Annotated in this window: 15 protein-coding genes and 1 pseudogene; 3 read left to right on the forward strand and 13 right to left on the reverse strand. The window is 56.7% G+C overall.

Annotation, left to right across the window (positions count from 1 at the left end; genetic code table 11):
- Nucleotide 1: 1 nt before the first annotated feature.
- The 3 genes and pseudogenes from RYB09_RS13445 to RYB09_RS13455 form a co-directional block, all read right to left on the reverse strand.
- Nucleotides 2–2,471 (reverse strand): annotated as a pseudogene (locus RYB09_RS13445) (TonB-dependent siderophore receptor).
- A gap of 62 nt (nt 2,472–2,533) precedes the next feature.
- On the reverse strand, nt 2,534–3,514 hold the full coding sequence (locus RYB09_RS13450; protein WP_316888863.1) for a FecR domain-containing protein: 981 nt from the start codon (nt 3,512–3,514) through the stop codon (nt 2,534–2,536).
- Nucleotides 3,511–4,056: a sigma-70 family RNA polymerase sigma factor gene (locus RYB09_RS13455; RefSeq protein ID WP_316888865.1), complete on the reverse strand. Its 546-nt coding sequence runs from the start codon at nt 4,054–4,056 to the stop codon at nt 3,511–3,513. The genes RYB09_RS13450 and RYB09_RS13455 overlap by 4 nt, the downstream gene beginning before the upstream one ends.
- Nucleotides 4,057–4,348: 292 nt before the next feature.
- Between RYB09_RS13455 and RYB09_RS13460 the strand changes: the two genes are divergently transcribed.
- Nucleotides 4,349–5,650: a HAMP domain-containing sensor histidine kinase gene (locus tag RYB09_RS13460; RefSeq protein WP_316888867.1), complete on the forward strand. Its 1,302-nt coding sequence runs from the start codon at nt 4,349–4,351 to the stop codon at nt 5,648–5,650.
- On the opposite strand, the gene RYB09_RS13465 is transcribed toward RYB09_RS13460, so the two are convergent.
- Nucleotides 5,643–6,446, reverse strand: coding sequence for a phosphatase PAP2 family protein (locus tag RYB09_RS13465; RefSeq protein ID WP_122259924.1), 804 nt, complete (start codon nt 6,444–6,446; stop codon nt 5,643–5,645). The two genes, RYB09_RS13460 and RYB09_RS13465, sit on opposite strands and share 8 nt — an antisense overlap.
- Nucleotides 6,447–6,705: 259 nt before the next feature.
- On the opposite strand from RYB09_RS13465, the gene RYB09_RS13470 reads away from it, so the two are divergent.
- Nucleotides 6,706–7,380, forward strand: coding sequence for a histidine phosphatase family protein (locus RYB09_RS13470; RefSeq protein ID WP_316888929.1), 675 nt, complete (start codon nt 6,706–6,708; stop codon nt 7,378–7,380).
- Between the two features lie 119 nt (nt 7,381–7,499).
- On the opposite strand, the gene RYB09_RS13475 is transcribed toward RYB09_RS13470, so the two are convergent.
- Nucleotides 7,500–9,431 (reverse strand): LTA synthase family protein, encoded by a 1,932-nt coding sequence (locus tag RYB09_RS13475; protein ID WP_316888871.1) that lies wholly within the window; start codon nt 9,429–9,431, stop codon nt 7,500–7,502.
- A gap of 326 nt (nt 9,432–9,757) precedes the next feature.
- On the opposite strand from RYB09_RS13475, the gene RYB09_RS13480 reads away from it, so the two are divergent.
- Nucleotides 9,758–11,245 carry an ArnT family glycosyltransferase gene (locus RYB09_RS13480; protein ID WP_316888873.1) on the forward strand — a complete coding sequence of 496 codons (1,488 nt, stop codon included), beginning with the start codon at nt 9,758–9,760 and terminating at the stop codon, nt 11,243–11,245.
- Nucleotides 11,246–11,278: 33 nt separating this feature from the next.
- Here the strand turns inward: RYB09_RS13480 and RYB09_RS13485 are convergent, their stop codons facing one another.
- Genes RYB09_RS13485 through arnB form a run of 8 tightly spaced genes read right to left on the reverse strand, consistent with a single transcriptional unit; the run spans nt 11,279 to nt 20,099 of the window.
- Nucleotides 11,279–12,673 (reverse strand): UDP-glucose dehydrogenase family protein, encoded by a 1,395-nt coding sequence (locus tag RYB09_RS13485; protein WP_058402911.1) that lies wholly within the window; start codon nt 12,671–12,673, stop codon nt 11,279–11,281.
- On the reverse strand, nt 12,651–13,055 hold the full coding sequence (arnF, locus tag RYB09_RS13490; RefSeq protein ID WP_058409562.1) for a 4-amino-4-deoxy-L-arabinose-phosphoundecaprenol flippase subunit ArnF: 405 nt from the start codon (nt 13,053–13,055) through the stop codon (nt 12,651–12,653). Before arnF ends, RYB09_RS13485 begins: the two co-directional genes overlap by 23 nt.
- 26 nt (nt 13,056–13,081) lie before the next feature.
- Nucleotides 13,082–13,426, reverse strand: a complete 345-nt coding sequence (gene arnE, locus RYB09_RS13495) for a 4-amino-4-deoxy-L-arabinose-phosphoundecaprenol flippase subunit ArnE (protein ID WP_316888875.1) — start codon at nt 13,424–13,426, stop codon at nt 13,082–13,084.
- The gene (arnT, locus tag RYB09_RS13500) at nt 13,423–15,072 is read right to left on the reverse strand and encodes a lipid IV(A) 4-amino-4-deoxy-L-arabinosyltransferase (RefSeq protein WP_058402913.1); all 1,650 of its coding nucleotides are present in this window, start codon (nt 15,070–15,072) and stop codon (nt 13,423–13,425) included. Before arnT ends, arnE begins: the two co-directional genes overlap by 4 nt.
- Nucleotides 15,072–15,956, reverse strand: a complete 885-nt coding sequence (arnD, locus tag RYB09_RS13505) for a 4-deoxy-4-formamido-L-arabinose-phosphoundecaprenol deformylase (protein ID WP_404944464.1) — start codon at nt 15,954–15,956, stop codon at nt 15,072–15,074. The genes arnT and arnD overlap by 1 nt, the downstream gene beginning before the upstream one ends.
- Nucleotides 15,953–17,944: a bifunctional UDP-4-amino-4-deoxy-L-arabinose formyltransferase/UDP-glucuronic acid oxidase ArnA gene (arnA, locus tag RYB09_RS13510; RefSeq protein WP_058409526.1), complete on the reverse strand. Its 1,992-nt coding sequence runs from the start codon at nt 17,942–17,944 to the stop codon at nt 15,953–15,955. Before arnA ends, arnD begins: the two co-directional genes overlap by 4 nt.
- Nucleotides 17,941–18,954: an undecaprenyl-phosphate 4-deoxy-4-formamido-L-arabinose transferase gene (gene arnC / locus RYB09_RS13515; RefSeq protein WP_058402916.1), complete on the reverse strand. Its 1,014-nt coding sequence runs from the start codon at nt 18,952–18,954 to the stop codon at nt 17,941–17,943. The genes arnA and arnC overlap by 4 nt, the downstream gene beginning before the upstream one ends.
- On the reverse strand, nt 18,951–20,099 hold the full coding sequence (gene arnB / locus RYB09_RS13520; protein WP_122259920.1) for a UDP-4-amino-4-deoxy-L-arabinose aminotransferase: 1,149 nt from the start codon (nt 20,097–20,099) through the stop codon (nt 18,951–18,953). The genes arnC and arnB overlap by 4 nt, the downstream gene beginning before the upstream one ends.
- Nucleotides 20,100–20,797 lie beyond the last annotated feature (698 nt).

Genomic DNA, 20,797 nt, shown 5'->3' on the forward strand with positions numbered 1-20,797 from the left:
CTTAAAACTCCAGAGTGGTGGAAAGAATGAACTGCCGCGTATCACCAACGGACACGAAGTAACGGTTGGCGCTGGAGGTGTAATACGTGCGGTCAAACAGGTTCTTCACATTGAACTGAATGTTGAGCTTGTGCTCATCGACTTTTGTATCGTAAGACGCGAAGGCATCCGCCACGGTGTAGGCGGGCAGTTCGAATGAGTTGGCAGAGTCTCCCGGGCGCTCTCCGACGTAATGTGCGCCAGCGCCGGTGCGCAAGCGGTCACCGCCGCCGATAATGCTGCCCCAGTCGTATACCGCAGACACTGCCGCTGTGCGCCGGGCCACGTTCCACAGCTCGTTGCCCTTGTAGAGCGGGTCCTTGGTGATCTTCGCATCCAGTAGTGCAAAGCTGCTGATCACGCTCCAGCGATCGGTCAATTCTCCAGCCACGTCCAGTTCTATGCCTCGCGAGCGGGCTTCTCCGGATGTCCGCCAGTCGGTGAGCTTGGTCGCATCGTTGAACTGGGAGACCAGAATGTTTTTCTTGCGAATATCGAAGACCGCTGCGGTAGCCGTAATGCGTCCCGGAATGTCCAGTTTGGCACCCAGTTCGTAGGACCTGGCTTGCTCAGGCAGCACGGCAGAGTCAATGACCACGCCACTGCTTAACGGCGCAATGGTTGAGCTGGGTTTCAGTGATTGCGTGTAGCTGCCGTAGAACGACAGCACATCGTTGTATTTGTAGACGACGCCACCGCGCGGCAGCCATTTCTGCCCATTGATATTGGTGTTTGCCACAAAGGGGCGACCGCGTCCGGCTATTTGATCGTAGGTTTGGTAGCGCGCACCGGCCACCAGAATCCACTGCTCGTTGAGGTGGAACGAGTCCTGAGCAAATAACGAGGTGGCGCGTAGTTTATCGGTCTGGTCACTGTCGCTGGCCGATACCGTGCTGGACGGCGATTCCCGGCCATAGACAGGGTTCAGATAATTGAAGCTGGACCGCGCCGTTTGACGCAGCAGGTCCGAGCGGAAGATTTTGCGTTTCTCATCATCGACGCCGACCTGCAAGTTATTCTGGAAGCCTGCGATCTGAAAGGTGCCTTCCAGGTCGGCAATTGCAAAACTGTCGGTACTCACAGCACCATGGGTTGCATCGTTACTGCGCGTCACTGCGCCCGTGGCAGCATTGAGGGCATTGATTCGCAGTTGGTTGGCATCGTAGGTTTCACGGTTCCAGCTGTAGCCGAAATGAGATTTCCAGTTGTCGTTGAACTGATGGTCGACGCTTAGCTGCGTGAGGTCCGAGCGACCTTCCATTTCATTGAACGGTTCGTCCAGGCGCCGGGTTCTGGGAATATCCAGCGGGTGGTTGGTACGCGGGTCCAGTGCCGTGCCGCGGTCGAAAGGGTAAAGAAATTCCCTGTGCTCATATGAAAGCACCACTTGTGTCGTGTCGCCGTACCAGGCAAGCGATGGTGCGACCAGCGATTCTCGATGGGTGCCGAAGTTACGCCAGTAATCCTCGTCTTCATAATCCACCACCATGCGATAAGCCAAACGGCTATCGCCCAGCCCGCCGGTGCTGTCAAAGCTGCCACCGCTACCGTCGCGGCCATGCGCATAGGCGGAGGCGCGACCACTGATTGCGTTGTAGCTCTCCAGCTGCGGGCGTTTACTGACGACGTTGACTACGCCACCCGGGTCCATGATGCCGTAAAGCAGCGATGCCGGACCTTTGAGCACTTCCACGCTGTCAGCAGTAGCGCTCAGACCACGTCCCTGAACGATGGGCATTCCGTTGTGCATGATCGAACCGTCGCGATTGCCGCCAAAGCCACGCTTCATCAAGGTGTCTTGCGTCGCCGCCAGGGTGTTGCCCTGAGTGATGCCACTGGTATTGGCCAGCGCATCGTCCAGATTGCGCGGCTTCTGATCGCGCAGAACTTGCGCAGAAACCACGTTCACGACCTGGGGCACTTCCAGCGTCGACCTGTCGCTGTGCAGGATCGAACTCGCACCGGTTGGCTGGTAGCTGGTACTGCGATCGGAGTTGGCTTCAACCTGTGTCGCGCGCAACTCCATCGACTCTGAGGCAACCAGCGTGTAGCTGCCGTTGCTTTGCTGCGCGGCAAAGATGCCGCTGCCTGCGAGCAATGCGGTCAGTCCTTCAGTGACCGAGTAGTTGCCGTCAAGGCCCGGTCCGACCTTGCCGTCGGTATACGCCGCATTTCCGGCCAACTCGATACCTGCCTGCTGGGCAAAACGGACGAGTTGCCCGGTGAGTGGGCCTTTCTCGATGCTGAACCGGTGAGTCAACGCGCTTGCATCGGTGGCAGAGGCGGTTGAGACCCACGATGCACTTACACCGCCCACCGTCAATGGAATGATCATGGCCAGCGGCGTCAGGCTGAGATAAAACGGGCGTCGTTTATGGAAATGCATAGTGCTGGCGTCCACGCTGATGAAAGGAAAAAATATTGGCTTTCATCTACACCGGACGAGCAGGGCAAAAGGGGAACCACCGCGTGCAAAAAAATCAGGACCGCGCAATTATGCCCGCGCCTCGACAGTGACCCACCAGGGCAGCGTGCGCTTGATCGCCACGGGCAGTACCGACGCGAGGGCAGCCAGTGCCCTGTCTGTATCCTTGATGGAAAAGGTGCCGACCACTCGCAGCCCTGCAATTTTCTCGTTACAAGCAAGGTAGCCATGCCGGTAGCGGGACAGTTCATTGACGAACTGCAGGAGCGGCATACCTTCAGCGACCAGAATGCCGGACGTCCACGCGCGGCCAGAGGCAGGAGCGGGTTGCGGGCTGTCGAGTCGATCCCCATAAAGGGTTATCTGCTGTCCTGCATGTACATCGCAGCGTTGATCGGCTGCCATGACCGACACCTCGCCTGAATAGACCGTGATGCAGGTGGCGTCATCATTCAGTAGCCGTGCGCTGAATTCTGCGCTGTATGCCTGCGCTTTCCCATGAAGGGTTTTTACCTCCGTCCGCTTGTTCCGCGAGCGGGTAGCGTCAATCAATACTTCGCCTTTCAGCAGTTGCAACGCTTGAGCATCAGGGGCGACAGTAACGTTCAATGCGCTGGCGGTGTTGAGCCAGATTCGGGTGCCGTCAGCCAGCGTGAACTCTCGTGTTTCGCCCGTTGAGGTGGATACATCGGCCCGAATAGAAGCAAACAGCGAGCCGTTCTCACCGTTGTTCAGCAGTTGCCAGCCCAATGCCCCGCCCAGTGCGAGAACGCCCATTGAAAGAAGAGTCTGGCGACGACTCATCAATGAAGAGCTGGTGGACTGTAGAACCTTGTAAGCGCCATTTCTTTCTAGCGGATCCTGAAACTGGGCGAAGCGTCCACCTATCTTCTCCACCAGTGTCCAGGCCTTGCGGTGTTCCTCGTTCTGGCTCAGCCAATTCTGCCACTTGCGTCGCTCGGAATCGCCAGCATCCTCTGCACCCAGACGCGCATACCATGCCGCAGCTTGCTGGAGAACAGCATAGTGATCACTGCGAGGACTGTTCATGGTCGACACTCATCGGCACGTGCGGACAGTTCACGCACCATGCACTGATACATGACCTGTGCCATGTACTTTTTCACCATGCGCTCGCTAGTGCCAATCTGTTCGGCAATCTCGCGGTAAGTGTTGCCTGACAGTTGCGCCAGCAAAAAGGCGGTTCGCGCCTTGTGCGGCAAGTCACGCAGCATGGCGTCGATTTCATGCAGTGTCTCGAGAAGAATGGCAACGTACTCGGGGGAGGGGTGCAGGTTCTCGGGCCTGTTTGCCAGCTCCGTCAGCCATGCCTGCTCGATCTGCCCCCGGCGCCATTGATCGATGCACAGGCCGCGTGCAACGGTACATAGAAACGACCGCGCTTCACCGGGCAGCCTGAATGCTCGAGGCTTGAGCAACAGACGCAGGAAGGTATCGTGAGTCAGGTCCGCTACGTCGGCAGTGTTGAACGAGTTGCCAAAGCGCCGGGTCAGCCACTGACGTAGCCAGCCGGAGTGCTGTGCATAAAGGTCGTCGATGCGGGTCTGATCAGGAGCGCTTGAGCAGGTCATGAGAAAGCAGTCGTTCCGAAGTTATAGAGAATCATACGCATACAATAAACAATCTCATTGATAAAGCACAGAACAAGCGTGCCAATTGTCTTGTTGACTGACGTATGCCTTGCTGGCGTGTTCTGGCGTTGCCGCTCAATACGCTCGCCGCACGTGGGCAGGCGCTGTCGCAGATTCTCATCCTGCGTGCTATACCGATAAGCTATCGTCGATTTGAACCGGTTGCGTAAAGTGTCCAGCGTCGCGATATCCCGCCCGTGCGTGATGCACAAACGTGTCGTTTTGGTAAGCCATGAATATAAAAACCAACCTGAGACGTCGTATTGTGGTGGTGTTTGCGCTGATGAGCGCATTTGTGGCGGCCATGTTTGGCATTGGTATATACATGACCGAGCACTTCGTTGAATCCAGGCTCATTACCATTGATCTTGAAAACGATCTGCACCGTCTCTTGAATGCGCAAAGTACCAATGAGTGGAGTCATCGGCCTGAGCGCGAGGAATTGTTCTACGTCGAAGAGGGCGCAGGCGATTTGGCTGTTCCGCAGGATCTGGAATATCTGCATCCGGGGTTTCAGGAAATCACCCGTCAGGGCAAGGAGTATTACGCGCTGGTGAGTACCGTCGCCGACCGTCGCTATGTATTGTTGCGAGATCAAAGTGGTTTCGAAAAGCGCGAAAGGATGTTGCTGGCCATTGTATTTGTCGGTTTTGTGCTCAGCGTGCTGCTTGCCGTGTTGCTTGGGCGTGTGCTCGCCACACGCGTCATCGCTCCGGTCGCGCGTTTGTCGCGTCAGGTTCGACACCGTGATCAACTGTTGTCTATTGCGCCGCCGTTGTCTCCAGACTATGCCGATGATGAAGTGGGTGAGCTGGCTGTTTCTTTTGACCATACGCTCGGGCAATTGCGAGCGGCACTGGGCCGAGAGAAGTTGTTTACCAGTGATGTCAGTCACGAGTTGCGTACCCCTTTGATGGTACTTGCCTCGTCCAGTGAGTTACTGCTTGAGAGCCCCTGCCTGGATGAGTTGGGGCGAGCGAAAGTCTTGCGTATCACCCAGGCGACGTCCGACATGCGCCAGCTCGTTGAAACATTTCTCATGCTGGCCAGGGACAATGGAGCCCATGCGCGCAATGGTCCCCGGGCAACCGTACATGAAGTGGCGTGCGAGCTGATTGAGGTATGGCGAAAGCCGATAGAAAAAAAGGGGCTGGAGTTGATTTTCAGTCCTGGCGCGAACGCAGGTGCGTCTTACAACGCGACCCTGTTGCATTCGGTAATGGGGAATCTGCTGCGTAATGCCTGGCATTACACCGATACGGGGTATATCAAGCTGTCGCTGTTCAAGACCGGGTTTTGTGTAGAGGACAGCGGCTCGGGCATTTCCGACGACACGCAGAATGCGTTGTCCCGACCCTTCGTACGGGGTGAGGAACAACGTGGTGAAGGGCTGGGAGTAGGGCTGTCACTGGTTAATCGGATCTGTGCCTATCAGCGATGGCAGGTGACATCAAGCAACCTGCCTGGCGGTTGCAGCTTCCGTGTGGAACTGCAACCGCAGGATGCGGACAGCGAGCCCGTCAGAGTCAGTTGAGTGGTTTATGCGGGGTGGTTTCAAGCGGTTGCGCCAACTGCCGCCAGCCATAAAAGGCGAGCGCGGTAAGCAGCGCACTGAGCCAGACAATCACACCAGCCCAGAATGTGTGGGACATGAAATGCCAGCCCTGAACAACTCGTGTGGTGCCATAGATTGCACCCAGTACGGTCGATGCGTAGAGGATTGCCTTGGCATGGCGCCAGCAGTAACGGCGTGCAACGAAATACAGTGCCACCATGGTAAATCCCCCCGAAGCATGGCCTCCTGGCCAGCAACGACCCGCACCTGCTTCATGGAACAGGCTGAAGTTTTCGAACCACTCCTTTTTCTCCATTGTGCCGCCATACAGAGTGGTTTCCACAGGGCAGTAAATGCTCGTGTGACTTTTGAAAAAGTGGATCATGCCGGTGATCACCGCGAAAGAGACCACGATAAACAGCAGGTCGCGACGGTGACGAGCAGTGAAGCGTAACAATGGGGCTACCCGAGCAGTTTCCAGCAAGCCAATCATTCGGTCATTGCGCCCGGGTTTCAGCAGTGGCCATATAAAGGACAGCAACAGCCCGATTACTGCGGCTTCTCCCGTCCAGTCGGGAATGATCCTGGGCCAGCGGTGGGTCAGATTTTCAAATAGGCGGTCATGCTCAAACGGAAATACCTGAAGCGGATAGTAAAGCCAGTTGCTGATCGCTTCGTCGAGCGAAGTAAGATCAAAAACGACAAAGGTCAGCAGCGCTATTGCAATCGGCACGCCGAAGTTCCAAGCATAGAATCTTGATTTTTCGCTTTGCACTCTTTTTTATTCCGTAGTCATTTGCGTGGCTTGAGAGTTCAGGTCGATGTGCCCAAGTCTTCTGCGAGGCAGAATATACGTAGCGGCCTGTTCAATTCCTAGCAGGACTTTCATGAAAACCGTTTCATTCAGCTTTGGCATTTTTTTCACATGTCATTGACCCGACGATGACGTGTCCTTGATCAAGCTGGCGGCCTTAAAAGGACAGAGCCAGCGTGTTCGGTTTTCCATTGAACAGGCAGGCATACGGGGCAACTTGATGAAAAGTTATGGTAAATCCGCGTTCAGGGCATCTTCGCTTCTGGGCGGCAGGGTAAATGTTGTTCTGATGGCGGCCGCCATTGTGATTTCTTTGCTCGTGTTGACGGGTTACACCTATTGGCCGCGTTCGCCAGTTCGGCTTGTTCAGGGCGAGAATCTGGCCATGTCCGGTTTGTATGCCAGCTGGAACAAAGGTGATGTGATGGTACTGGTTCGCCACGGCGAACGCTGCGACCGCTCCAGCAACGAGTGCCTTGGTGCAAACGACGGCATCACTCGCTACGGCAGTTCCGTTTCGACAGATGTCGGCCGGTCGTTCAGCGAACTCGGGCTTGCACACACCGATGTAATAACCAGCCCCTTGACCCGCACCGCTCAGACCGCACAAGCCATGTTTGGCCATCCGGTGGAGGCCCAGGAATGGTTGTACAACTGTGACGAGACGATGCTGAATGAGGTGGTGGCGCACAAGTCTCTGAATCGAAATCTGATTCTGGTGACGCACAGCGGTTGTATCGGTCAGTTGGAAAGCCTGCATGGGTATCCTCATGCAGCCACCAGCGAGTACGACAGTGCGCTTTTCATTTCTCTCGACAGTCAGGGTAAACCCGTTATCCGGGGGATTATAAACCCGGAGGACTGGGCGCACCTGGCGCAGCAGAAAAGCCGCTGAGTTGCCAGGTACTTGGTGAAACTTGGCAGTGACTGAGGGCGGCGCGCATCGAAGAGGGTCTGCTCGGATAGAGGGCAAGTCGTGGCTTGCCCTCTATAGGCGGCGATGTTGCGTTACGGCTATGGCTTGGCGTTTTCAGGCTTCCAGCCGAGCAACTTGTGTTTGAACCCGTAACTGGCAACCTGGTAATAGGCGATGGCACGAGTGATCAATGGATCATCGCTGGTCGCCTTGCTTTCGACACTTTCTCCCAGCGCATTGTCGTGACGACGCAGACCCTGGCGAGGGCTGAGGATCGCAAGGTTGTCGCCGTCAAACAGGCCCAGGTGCTGGTAATTGCCGACTACCACGCGAGGCGGCAACGAGGTGTCCAGAAACAGGTTGCGGCCGAAGAACGTCGATTGATAGTCCAGGTTCAACAAACCCAGCAAGGTGGGCGCCAGGTCGATCTGACTGGCCAGACGGGATATTTCTGCCGGCTGGATCAGCTTGGGGGCGTAGATGAACAGCGGGATAGCATAGTTATCGATAGGCAGGTCTTCCTTTCCGGCGCTGCCCGCGGTGTGGTCAGCGACGAAGACGAATATTGTGTTGTCGAACCATGGTTTCTGGCGCGCGTCCGCCAGGAACTTGCCAATGGCGTAATCGGTATATTTCACTGCGCCATCACGGCCGTTACCCGACGGGATGTCGATACGTCCTTCGGGATACGTATAAGGGCGATGGTTGGACGTCGTCATGAGTTGCAGCAGGAACGGTTTTTTTGCCGCAAAATCGGCATCCGCCAGGTTCAGTGCCTGACGATAAAGGTCTTCGTCAGCCATGCCCCAGGCATTCTTGAAGTGAATGTCCTCTTCTTTGACGCTGCTCTGATCGACGACTCGATAACCGTTGCCGCTGAAAAAAGCATTCATGTTGTCGAAGTAACCACGCCCGCCATAAACGAAAACGCTGTCATAGCCCACATGGGCCAATTGCTGACCCAGGCTGGCAAAACCACTTTCGCGACCCACGCGCTTGACCACCGAGCGCCCTGGCGTGGGCGGAATGGAAAGGGTTATGGCCTCCAGACCACGGTCGGTGCGTGTACCTGTGGCGTAGAAGTTGTTGAAGTAAAGACCCTGTTTGCGTAGCGCATCGAGATTGGGCGTCAGGTTGCGTGTGTCTCCATTGCTGCCCAGGTATTTGGCACTGAGACTTTCGATGGTGACCAGTACGATGTTAGGCGTGCGTGGCGTTCCCGGGTTGTTGATCGACCGTCGAATATCCAGAGGGTCGTTGCCAGTGAATTGGCTGGCGGGCTCGGCAAGCTCCTGGCGCATTTGACCGGCGACCTGAGCATCGGGGAGGGTGGCGTAGAACTGTTGATAGTCCAGTTCATTGTTGCGGAACGCGGCAAAAAACTGATAAGGCCCGTTACTGGCGAGTTCCCGCTGATAGGCATTGCCGCCCATGCCGCGTGGTGTGTCCTGATCGACCCATTGCAGGCTGATACCCGCGAACAATAGCAATAATGCACTGGCGGCAAGACGACCACGATAGGACGGCAGAGGCGCTTTCACTGCTGCGGCTACTGCTCGACTGATCAGCAGACTAACGACGATAGCAACCAGCGCCAGAATGCCGAGCAGTTTACCCACAGGGTAGGATTCGAGAATGTTATTGAGTACTTCATCGGAATAGACCAGGTAGTCCACCGCGATAAAGTTGAACCTCACCCCGAACTCATCCCAGAACAGCCATTCGGCGACTGATACAAACAGCATGACGAATATACTTAACGTCATGACTCCCTGAAGGAACCAGCGGTGCCCGCGGGCACGCCACAACACCGGCGGGCAGAGGAAGACGTAAATGCCCAGAGGGACTGCAGCGTAGCTCAGGAAGGCAAGGTCGTAGAGAAGTCCCGTTGCGAAGGTGGCGAAAAACTGCGTTCCTGCTTCGTCCATATGAGTCGAAAATAAAAAAAGGCGTGTCAGAAAGAAAATGATCAGCCATGTACCAGTCGCCAGCAGCAAGAATCGGGCTGGGGCTGTTGAATAAATCCGCATTTGTCAATTCCTTGGACGGGAAAAATCTGAAATTTCAGGGTGAAATGTTGAGCATCAGCGTCTACTGCTGCGGCATGAAAGTTAGATGAGTTTTTCGCGTTGTCAAATTTCTGTAATCATAAACACACGCGGAAAGACAGTGCGTCCTGATGCTCTATTAATTAGTGTTAGCCAATTATTTATACACAAGAGTGAGTATTTGGTTGCGCAGGCGTGAAAAAAATGTTTAAGAGCTGTTCAACAATTATTCAACAACTCACTGTTTATAATTTGTCGTCCTGTTGCCTGTCGGTATCCTCTTTCTCGTCAAATCGGTATCTCCCTTGATGACTTCTCGTGTGCGTTCGCCGTTGCTGTTACTGCTGGGTGTCTTGCTGTTTTTTCTCGCACTGGGAAATCACCAGTTGCAAAATTCGACGGAGCCACGCGTGGCTGGCATTGCCATGGAAATGCACCTGAGTGGCAACTGGATTACGCCGAAACTGAACGACCAGCCTTTTCTGGAAAAGCCGCCGATGAGTGTGTGGCTGGATGCGGCGGCTATTCGGGTGTTCGGTCCTGCCCCATGGGCGGTAAGACTGGCTTCTGCCTGCGCTGGCCTGCTTAGCGTGTTGCTGCTTTACAGCATGCTGCGACTTTTCGGGCGGCCGGCATCCGTGGCCTGGGTGGCTGCTTTCATGCTGGCGACCCAGGCCAGCTTCTGGAGCAATTCGCGGCAAGTGGGCGAGGATGCCTTGCTGGCGTTGGGGGTAACCACCGCTTTGCTGGCATTCTTCCATGCCAGTAATCGCCTGCGTAGTGATGGGCTCTCTACAGGGCCCTGGTTGCTGTTCATGCTGGGTATCACACTGGCGACCCTGAGCAAGGGCGTGCTGGGGCTGGCAATGCCGGGCGTGGTGATTTTCGCCTGGCTTGTTTGCGAGTCAGTGCAGAACAAACGCATTGTTATTGCTCACTGGTTGCGCCCGGCAATGCTCACCCTTGTGGCCCTGATTCCGCTGCTCGTGTGGCTGTGTTTCCTGTACGGACAGGGTGGCATGCAGTCAGTGAAGGACGTGCTGTGGACCAACAGCGTTGGACGATTCAGTGGTTCGTTCGAAGAGGCGGGTCATTACGAACCTGCCTATTACTACCTGACAAAACTGCCTGAGGCATTCTTGCCATGGAATATCCTGGTTTATCTGGGGCTGTGGCATTTTCGAAAGCAGTTAATGGCCAATCGTTATCTGCTGTTCTTCGCCCTGTGGCTGGGCGCGCAGTTCCTGTTGTTGTCGCTGGCCTCCAGTAAACGCATGGTTTATCTGATGTCGCTGGCACCTGCGGCGGCAGTGATTGCTGCGGAATATGCTTTTGTTCTGGCTGAGCGATTGCAGGCTCGGTCGGGACGCTCATTTTTTGCGGCGTCTATCGTGAGGAATGGAAAGGCGCTCATGGCCGCAGGCGTTATGCTGGTTGTAGCGAGCTATCTAAGTGCAGCCCTATGGCTCGCGCCACAAGCCGACAGGCAGTTGTCATTTCTGCCGCTGACCGACAAAGTCCATACCTTGCAGGTGCAGGGACGGCAGGTTGCCTTGTTCCAGCCCAGCGAACGGCTGGCGGGGGCCAGCGTGTTCTATAGTCAGAGCCTGCTGAAAACACTCACTAGCAACGCTGAATTGACTGGTTTTCTTACCCGCGCTGACGGCAATGTCGCTGTGATGGAAAGCATGCAGCCACCCGAACCACCCCTGCGGATTGTTGACAGCGTAAAGGTCGGGGATCGTATCTACTATTTCGTCAGTCAGGCACCGCTGGCAGTGGCTGTCAGTCACTGACAGCCACTCTGCACGGCGAGCGTCGCAGGTTTGTTATACGGCCTGACTGCTCGCCACTTGATCATGCGGTATCCACTGCTTCTGCGGGATCGGCAGATCGCACGATTCACCACGACCGATGGGGAAGTAGTGAAAGCCGCGTTTTGCCAGCCGTTCAGTGTCATACAGATTCCGGCCGTCGAAGATGATCGGCGCATTCAGCCGCTGCTGTATCAGATCGAAATCCGGGGCTTTGAACTGCTGCCATTCGGTGCAGATGATCAGTGCATCGGCATCGTTGAGCGCGGACTCAGGTGTTCCCATGAGAATCAGGTCCTTGCGATGACCATAGATACGCTGGGTTTCCTGCATGGCCTCGGGGTCGAATGCCCGCACACTGGCACCGGCTTCCCACAGAGCTTCCATGAGCACGCGGCTGGGAGCGTCGCGCATATCGTCGGTATTGGGTTTGAACGCCAGCCCCCATAAAGCAAACGTCTTGCCGCGCAAGTCGCCTTGGTAGAACGCATTGACCCGTTCGAACAGCTTGCCCTTCTGCCGCTCGTTAATTGCCTCGACCACAGACAGCAGGTCGTTGGAGCAATGCGCCTCTCTGGCGCTGTGAATCAGGGCGCGAATGTCCTTGCCGAAGCATGAGCCGCCATAGCCGCAACCGGGGTAGATGAAGTCGTAACCAATGCGTGAGTCGGCACCGATGCCCAGCCTTACGGACTCGACGTCTGCGCCCAGATGTTCTGCCAGCTCGGCGATCTGGTTGATAAAGCTGATTTTGGTCGCCAGCATGCAGTTGGCGGCATACTTGGTCAGTTCGGCGCTGCGCAGGTCCATGAACATGATCCGGTCATGATTGCGGTTGAACGGCGCATACAGCTCGCGCATGACTTTGCGTACCGCCTCATTTTCGCAGCCGATGACAATCCGGTCCGGGCGCCGGCAATCGTTGACCGCCGAGCCCTCCTTGAGAAACTCGGGGTTGGACACTATATCGAACTGCAACAGCCGACCGGCCTGACGCAATGCCTTGTCGATATGGCTGCGCAAGGCGTCGCCACTGCCGACCGGCACGGTGGACTTCTCGACGATGATCAGCGGCTCGCAGCGATGCCGGGCAATGGCTTCGCCCACCGCGAAAAACCCGCCGAGATCGGCCGAGCCATCTGCTCGGGAAGGCGTGCCGACCGCGATGAAAAGCACCTCGGCATGCTCCACCGCCAGTCGCTCGTCGGTGGTGAAGTGCAGGCGTTCATGGTCCAGGTTGTCACGTACGAGATTGGCCAGTCCAGGCTCGTAAATGTGTACCTGACCCTGACGCAGTTGATCGATTTTGGCCTGGTCAATGTCCATACAGACAACATCATGGCCGACTTCGGCAAGTACGGTCGCTTGTACCAGACCTACATATCCGCTACCGAAAACGCTGATTCTCATGGGGAAGATCCTGAAGTGACGGGCTGGAGATGCGCCGCAGGTTGATGGTCAAGACACCTGCCACGATCAGCGTGACACCCACAGTTTTCGATACCGTGAACGTCTCATGGAAAAATGGCAGGGTTGCAGCCAGCGTATAAACCAGTGCATAGCTGATACTGAGGAGCGAATAGGCACGGCTGAGGGGCAAATCACGTAGCGCCAGCAGCCAGAAAAGCATGGAGAGTGCATAGGCTGTGATCGAGGCGCAGATGACGGCGACGGCACTGGACTGAACCTGCCCGATATCCTGCAGGTCGAGCCATTGCTCAGGCGAGGGCATGCGGCTCATGCCCCAGCGCATGCCCAATTGCGCCGAACTGACCAGCACAACACTGGTCATGGCGTACATCGTTGCGCTACGGCGGGTCATGCCTGGCGTCCCAGCTGAAATACGCCGACAAGGATCAGCGCAATACCAAGCCAGTGCTGTGGGTCAACCGGCTCTTTGAAAACATAGCGTCCCGCCAGGGTGATCAGCACGAAGTTGAGGCCCAGCATGGGGTACGCGATGCCTACATCCATGCGTTGCAGCACCAACAGCCAGACCAGCAGACCCAGCCCGAGGCAGGCAATCGCCAGCCACAGCCATATCGAACGCAGGGCAGCCAATACGCCGGGAAATGTCCCGCGCCAGCCTTCCACAGCGTACTTTTGTGCGATTTGGCCCAGGCACGTCAGCAGGCATGCGCTAAGGAGCATCAGCCACGTCATAGCGCTGACTTCTCATAAATGAGGATGGCCAGGTTGCCTTCGTCGTAACGCTGGCCGTCCTTGGGAAGCATTTCAAGCTCCTCCAGCTCATCATCACTCTTGCCACGCATGATCACGCCGACCCTGCCTTCGCTTCGGGCTTTTGTAATCCAGGCGTCGATGTCCTGCAGACGGACTTGGCGGCCCTGTACATCCGGATAACCCAGGCCGTATTCAAGCTCGCCCCAAGTATTGAAAAGCGCGATGTCCGGTCGTTTCAGGCGCCACGACATGGCAGAAGCAGCGCCCAGATCATTGCTCAGCAAATGTGTACAGGCTGCCAGCTCCGTTTGATGCCTGGCGACAAACTGGTCGGGAGTCTTGTTGTACACCACGTCGTTTGGTAGTGCCGCAGGCAGCAATACGATCAGTAGCCAGCTTCCCACCGCTGGCAGAGCCCAGAAGGTCAAAGGGCGGATGCCTTGCAGGGCGTTGGTGAGCGTCCATCCGGTAAGTACGATGACCGCCAGCAACAAGTGCATCGGTTCGTTTTCGTACACGGGCTGTTTCAACTGCACGTAGATCAGCGCTGAAAGCCCGAGCAAGGTCAATGCTGCGTTAACTATTCCGTTAACACGCAACGCCGTGCCACGGCCTTGATTGAGACGTTCGACCAGAGCGTCAGCCATGAGCAATGCCAGCGGCAGCAGGCAAGGCAGTATGTAGGTCGGCAACTTGCCTTTGCTCAGGCTCAGAAATGCCAGCGGCAGGACCAGCCATAGCAGCAGAAAGGCGGTATCGGGCCTGCTTTTCTGTTGCCAGGCTTGCTTCAATGTCACGGGCAGCAGCAGCGCCCAAGGCAGGCAGGCCGCGATCAGCAGAGGCAGGTAGAACCACCAGGGTTGGGCATGCTGCGCATTGTCCCCGGCAAACCGGCGAATGTGCTCGTGCCAGAAAAAGTAACGCCAGTAGTCGGGCTCTTGCTGGTGTACCGCCAGCGCCCACGGCAGACAGACCGCAATGGCAATCACCACCGCAAGCGGGCCGAACCTGAGCAGTTCGGTCAGGCGTCTTTGCCATAGCATGTAGGGCAGGGTGATGATGACCGGCAACGCCCAGGCGAGAAAGCCCTTGGTCATGAACCCCATGCCGCAGGCTACGCCGACCACCGCCCAGGCTAGCAGGCGGGCTCGGCCGATGCTGTGCACTGCGTACCAGAACGCTACCAGCGTCAAGTTTGTCCAGAGGGTGAATTGCGGGTCGAGATTGCTGTAACCGGCCTGGCCGGCGACGAAACCGAAACTCATGAACAGCAGTGCGCTGGCGAAGCTTTTGCGCGGGTCGCGCCAGATCTTTCCCGCCAGCAGGTAGGCCAGCAAGACACTTAAACCGGTGCTTATCGCCGAAGCAATGCGCACGCCGAACAGGTTCTCGCCAAACACCGCCTGGCCCAAGGCAATCAGCCAGTAACCGGCAGCCGGTTTTTCAAAGTAACGCAAGCCCATGAAGTGCGGCGCGATCCAGTTGCCGCTGTGAAGCATTTCCTGGCTGATCTGGGCATAGCGGGTTTCATCGGGAATCCACAAACCATGGAAACCCAGCGGCAGCAGGTAGGCCAGTAAGAATGCCGCTAACAGGAGTGCGCCATCACGGTATCTGGAGTGCATCACTGTTGCACCCCCAGCCAGCCTTCGCGACCGGGCAGGTGACCGCGAACAACTTGCCCGCAAGGCAGTTGCTCGATGGCTTCCGGCAGCAGCCGGCCCAGCGGTTTGAACTCGATTTCCCGGGCGTTGGCCTGCTGTAACAGCTGCCTGAAACCGTCTGCCATGACAATGCCCTCCACTTCAGCATGAATGGTATAAACGTTGAGCCGCCGCGCAGCGAAGCGGTTGAGAATGTAGTCGTTGAAGGCCCCCGGCTGGAGTTGCGGGCCGACGATCTCATCGAAGGTCGGCAAGTCCACTGGAATCTGTGGCGTGCCGGGGCTGCCATCAGCCAGTAACGGGCGAAACAGGGTGGCACCGCGACAGTCGCTGTTGTAGCGGAAACCAAACGCCTGCTTGGCCTGCACGACGTGCTGGTCGGCACGCCAGCCTGCTGCTGCGGAGCAGATCACCGGGTTGCCTAAAATGTCGCTCAGGCAGTCGACCCCACGGTGTATCTGTGCGGTCAACTGGCGATCGTTCCAGCGTCCGGCATTGGCTTGCCAGCCATGGTGATCCCACGCATGCAGGCCGACCTCATGGCCTGCATCCAGAGCACGACGCATCAACGGACCGAGGTCACGCCCGATCGGCTTGCCCGGCCACGCCGTACCCGCCAGCAAAATATCCCAGCCATACAGGCTCGCGGCTCTGGAGCGAAGCATCTTCCAGAAAAACGTCGGCCGTGCGAGACGCCACAGGTGACGTCCCATGTTGTCGGGGCCGACACTGAAAAAGAACGTCGCCTTGACCTCAGCTTCATCGAGTATGTCCAGCAATCTGGGCACGCCTTCACGGGTGCCCCTATACGTGTCGACATCGATTCTTAAGCCTGCCTGCATCAGCGCATATCCGCCTTTTCAGCCATGGCTTCGCGAAGGAAGAAGTCCAGGGTTTTGCCAATCGTTTCGCTCAGCTCGATACCTGGTGTCCAGCCAATCAACTGTCGGGCGTTGTCGATGCTCGGTTTGCGATGGCTGACATCCTGATAACCCTTGCCATAAAAGGACTGGCTTTCTACTTCGCGAAAGCCTGCGAATGGCGGGAAGTTGTCGCGCAACGGGTGCGCTTCGAACTGGCGCAGCAGCTCTTCACCCAATTGGCGAATGCTGGCCTCATTGTCGGGGTTGCCGATGTTGATGATCTGACCATTACAGCGCCCATCGCGATTTTCGATAATCCGCGCCAGCGCCTCGATGCCGTCGACGACATCGGTGAAACAGCGCTTCTGGGCTCCGCCATCCACCAGCCGAATCGGCGTACCTTCCACCAGGTGCAAAATCAGTTGGGTGATGGCCCGCGAACTGCCGATACGCGCCGAGTCCAGTCGGTCCAGGCGTGGGCCCATCCAGTTGAACGGGCGAAACAGGGTGAATTGCAGGCCTTTCTGACCATAAGCCCAGATCACGCGGTCCAGCAGTTGCTTGGACACCGAGTAGATCCAGCGCTGCTTGTTGATCGGGCCAACGATAAGGTTCGATGTGTCTTCGTTGAAGCTCGCGTCCTGGCACATGCCATAGACTTCTGACGTTGACGGGAAAATCACCCGCTTGTTGTACTTCACGCAGTAACGGACGATCTTCAGGTTTTCTTCGAAATCCAGCTCGAACACCCGCAGTGGGTTGCGGGTGTATTCAATCGGTGTAGCGATGGCCACCAATGGCAGCACTACATCGCATTTCTTGATGTGATACTCGATCCACTCGGTGTGGATGCTGATGTCGCCTTCGATGAAGTGAAAGTTCGGCTTGGTTCGCAGGCGCTCGATAGCGTCTGAACCGATGTCCATGCCGTAGATTTCGTAACGATCGTCCTGCAGCAGACGCTCCGACAGATGATTGCCGATGAAACCGTTGACGCCGAGGATCAGCACGCGGGTACGGCGGGCCGGGCGGCGCTTTTCTGTATCGAGCAGTTGCGAGCCTTCCACCAGACCGAACTCGCGGGCCAGCTGTGCGCCACTGAGGTACAAGCCGGTGTCGCCGCGCTGTCCTGCGTTGATCACCAACGAACCCTCACCGCAGGCGATACGCAACGGGTCGTGGCTGATGACCGTGCCAGGTGCTTCGCCGTTATTGCCTGCCTCGGCACTGGCGGCCCAGACAATCAACTTGTTCTCGCCTACCGGGCAGAATGCGCCGGGGTAGGGCTGCGTGACTGCCCGTATCAGGTTGTACAGTTGCGTGGCCGGAAGCGACCAGTCGATCAAACCGTCGGCCGGGGTGCGGCGACCGAAACAGGTTGCAAGGGATTCGTCCTGCGGCGTGCCTGAAAGTTGCCCGAGGGCAAGCAGGGGTAGCGTTTCACTAAGCAGGTCAGCGGCGGCTTCACGCAGTTTGCCGTGGAGCGTCAAGGCTGTATCGGTGGAACTGATCGAGACGCGTTGCTGAGCAACTATCGGCCCTGCATCGGCGCGCTTGACCATCTGATGCAAGGTCACGCCGGTTTCGCTCTCACCGTTGACCAGCACCCAGTTTGCCGGCGCTCGTCCGCGGTAGCGTGGTAACAGCGAGCCATGCAGATTCAATGCGCCCTTGCTGGCACACGCCAGTAGAGGCTCACCGAGCAACTGGCGGTAATAGAAGGAAAAGATGAAGTCAGGGGCCAATTTGCCGATGCGCTCCACCCACAAAGGGTGGTTAGGGTCCTCAGGAGCATGCACGGGAATGCCGTGTCGCGCACACAGCTGCGCCACGGAACCGAAGAAGGTTTTTTCCTTGGGGTCGTCGGCGTGAGTGAAAACTGCAGCAATTTCATAACCTGCGCCCAACAGCGCTTGCAGGCCGACACAGCCAATATCGTGATAAGCGAAAACGACAGCTTTAGGGCTCATGGCGCAACCTTGTTCATATAGGGAGTTACAGAGGAATCAACGCTTTCGCTGGCAACTTCGGACGAGCTGCGCACGACTTTTTCGATGAAGAAGCGCGGACGCGCACGGACATCGCTGTACATTCGGCCCAGGTATTCACCCAGCAATCCCATGCCGATGAACTGCCCCCCGGTGAATACGAACAGCACCGCAAACAGCACGAACGTGCCATCACCGGCCCATGACGCACCGAAGATCAGGCGCAGAACGATCAGTACCGCAGCGAACAGCACGCCGAGCAGTGCCATGCTGAAGCCGATAATGCTGAGCAGGCGCAAGGGCGTAGTGGTCATGCAGGTGATCAGGTCAAACATGAGGTTGACCAGGCGCATGGGGCTGTATTTCGAGTCGCCATGTTCACGTTCGGCGTGATCGACCAATACCTCGGTCGTGTGCCGCGCGAAACTGTTGGCCAGAATCGGAATGAAAGTGCTGCGCTCGCGGCAGGCCAGCATTGCATCGACAATCGTGCGCCGGTACGCGCGCAGCATGCAGCCGTAATCGTTCATGGCCACGCCTGTGGAGCGCTGTACTGCCAGGTTGATGAGCTTGGATGGCCAACGTCGCCAGGCAGAGTCCTGACGATTGCTGCGCACTGTGCCGACAACGTCATATCCCTGCTCTGCAAGCGCCACCAGCCGGGGAATTTCCTCGGGAGGATTCTGCAGATCAGCGTCGAGGGTGATCACCACATCACCTTTGCACTGCTCGAAACCGGCCATGATCGCTGCGTGCTGACCGTAGTTACGATTCAGAATCACCGCAACGAAGGGGCTGCCAGGCTGATGTGCGGCCTGTTGAAGAATCTCTGCCGATTCATCACGACTACCGTCATCCACCAGCACGATTTCGAAGCGGTGATTCAATTGTTTACAGGCCGCGTCAGTACGCCGTAGCAACTCGGGCAAGCTCTGGCGCTCGTTGTAGACAGGGATGACAATCGACACAAACTTGATTGGGTAGGGTCTCAATGGCTGGATTCCACGGTCGATTCAATGGCACTGACAACCCGCTCGACATCATCCAGCGTCATGTCAGGGAACAGGGGGATAGAGCAAAGCCTTGATGAGTTCCATTCGGTGTCTGGCAGGCAGACGTCAGGGAAACGCTTGCGGTAATAGCTGTGCAGGTGAGTCGCAATGAAGTGGATGCCGGTGCCGATGTTTTGAGCCTGCAAGGCCTTCATGAACGCGTCGCGATCCAGCCCGCAGCGCTCGGGGTCAATGCGCAGAATGAACAGATGCCAGGCGTGGTGCTGGGCGTAGCGGGGCAGGGCGAGGGGAAGGACCGGGCTCGCGGCCAGCCGTTCGAGATAGTGGCTGGCGAGCGCCTGACGCTTTGCATTGATTGCGTCAAGGCGTTGCAACTGCACCAGGGCAATACTCGCATTCAGGTCGGCCAGGTTGTATTTGAAGCCTGGCTCCATGACTTCTGCCTGTGGTTTGCGACCCAGCGTCAGTCGGTCGTAGGCGTCGACACCCAGACCATGGAATTTAAGTTGGCGCACCCGATCAGCCAGTTGCGCGTTGTCGGTGACGAACATTGCACCTTCGGCACAGGTCATGTTCTTGATCGCGTGAAATGAAAATATCGCGGTGCCCTGATTGCCGACCGGACGACCCTTGTAAGCGGTTCCGGTCGCATGGGCAGCGTCTTCTATCACAGTAATGCCATGCCGATCCGCCAGCGCATAAAGCGGATCAAGATCGAATGCGGCGCCAGCGTAATGCACCGGTACTATCGCTTTGGTTCGTGGCGTGATGGCTTGCTCTATCAGCGCTGCGCTGCTCATCAGAGTGCCACGGTCGACGTCGACAAAAACCGGAGTGGCCCCCAGCAGGCAAATCATGTTGGCCGTCGACACCCAGGTCTGCGAAGGCGTAATCACTTCATCGCCAGGCCCCACACCCAGTGCCAGTAGCGCAACATGCATCGCCCCGGTAGCAGACGACAACGCAACCGCATGTTGCGCGCCAACCCGCACCGCAAATTGCTCCTCAAGCTTCTGACATTCCGGCCCGGTTGTGATCCACCCGGAACGCAGCACACGAGTCACCGCAGCAACTTCTTCATCGCCTATGGAAGGCCGTGAAAAAGCAAGAAAAGCCTGGCTCATAGATATTTTTCCAATTTACGTTTCATAGCCAATATAGCCAACACAGAAAAAAACGCATGACACGGGGGCACAAACATAGACGTGCATCAACGGCGAGCTGCCAAGACGGGAATACCGGTAGCGGCTGCAAGTGGCGCAATGTGTATGGGCACATTCGCTGGACACCAGAAACGGCCTGCTGACGAAAGCAAGTGTCGCGAAGATAGGGGCTCAAACATCAAAATATTGTCCAGACGCCGTTGGTTTTTTGTGGCGCATTGCAGCGCTTGTGAGCCATAGGGTAGGGCGGGTTATATGGGGATAACAATGTCGTCATGACAATATGTAGAATTATTAATGTGGTGTTCAGCTTTCATTTAGGTAATCGCAGACAGACAGCTTGAGTTCAGCTTGGTCATGCTAATTGTGGGAGTTTGTAAGTGACGTTACGTATGGCAACGCCATTGGAATTTAATGAAGCTTTCATGACCAGAGTGCGAATTTATATGGCTGGGTGCAGGCAACAGCTTGAGTGCCCGTATGCTTGGGCCGGGGTGATTGTGCCTGTGTGGCGGTAGGCTGCCTTGCGGCTGTCGGCAGCGCGTTTGACAGTTTGCTCAGGTCAGTTGGTGGAGCGAACGAAGGCGTGGAGGACCAGGCGTTATCTGGTTATTAATATAACTCAACTAAATGTCTGTTTAGTTGAGTTATATGAGAGT

This window comes from Pseudomonas syringae group sp. J254-4 (assembly GCF_032586855.1).
In the GTDB taxonomy this organism is placed as follows: Bacteria; Pseudomonadota; Gammaproteobacteria; order Pseudomonadales; family Pseudomonadaceae; genus Aquipseudomonas; species Aquipseudomonas amygdali.

What these genes read in the sequence shown, in the direction of transcription:
- RYB09_RS13450 (WP_316888863.1), bottom strand. Translation starts at nt 3,514, where the DNA reads ATGAACAGTCCTCGCAGTGATCACTATGCTGTTCTCCAGCAAGCTGCG.
- RYB09_RS13455 (WP_316888865.1), bottom strand. Translation starts at nt 4,056, where the DNA reads ATGACCTGCTCAAGCGCTCCTGATCAGACCCGCATCGACGACCTTTAT.
- RYB09_RS13460 (WP_316888867.1), top strand. Translation starts at nt 4,349, where the DNA reads ATGAATATAAAAACCAACCTGAGACGTCGTATTGTGGTGGTGTTTGCG.
- RYB09_RS13470 (WP_316888929.1), top strand. Translation starts at nt 6,706, where the DNA reads ATGAAAAGTTATGGTAAATCCGCGTTCAGGGCATCTTCGCTTCTGGGC.
- RYB09_RS13475 (WP_316888871.1), bottom strand. Translation starts at nt 9,431, where the DNA reads ATGCGGATTTATTCAACAGCCCCAGCCCGATTCTTGCTGCTGGCGACT.
- RYB09_RS13480 (WP_316888873.1), top strand. Translation starts at nt 9,758, where the DNA reads ATGACTTCTCGTGTGCGTTCGCCGTTGCTGTTACTGCTGGGTGTCTTG.
- RYB09_RS13485 (WP_058402911.1), bottom strand. Translation starts at nt 12,673, where the DNA reads ATGAGAATCAGCGTTTTCGGTAGCGGATATGTAGGTCTGGTACAAGCG.
- arnF (WP_058409562.1), bottom strand. Translation starts at nt 13,055, where the DNA reads ATGACCAGTGTTGTGCTGGTCAGTTCGGCGCAATTGGGCATGCGCTGG.
- arnE (WP_316888875.1), bottom strand. Translation starts at nt 13,426, where the DNA reads ATGACGTGGCTGATGCTCCTTAGCGCATGCCTGCTGACGTGCCTGGGC.
- arnT (WP_058402913.1), bottom strand. Translation starts at nt 15,072, where the DNA reads ATGCACTCCAGATACCGTGATGGCGCACTCCTGTTAGCGGCATTCTTA.
- arnA (WP_058409526.1), bottom strand. Translation starts at nt 17,944, where the DNA reads ATGAGCCCTAAAGCTGTCGTTTTCGCTTATCACGATATTGGCTGTGTC.
- arnB (WP_122259920.1), bottom strand. Translation starts at nt 20,099, where the DNA reads ATGAGCCAGGCTTTTCTTGCTTTTTCACGGCCTTCCATAGGCGATGAA.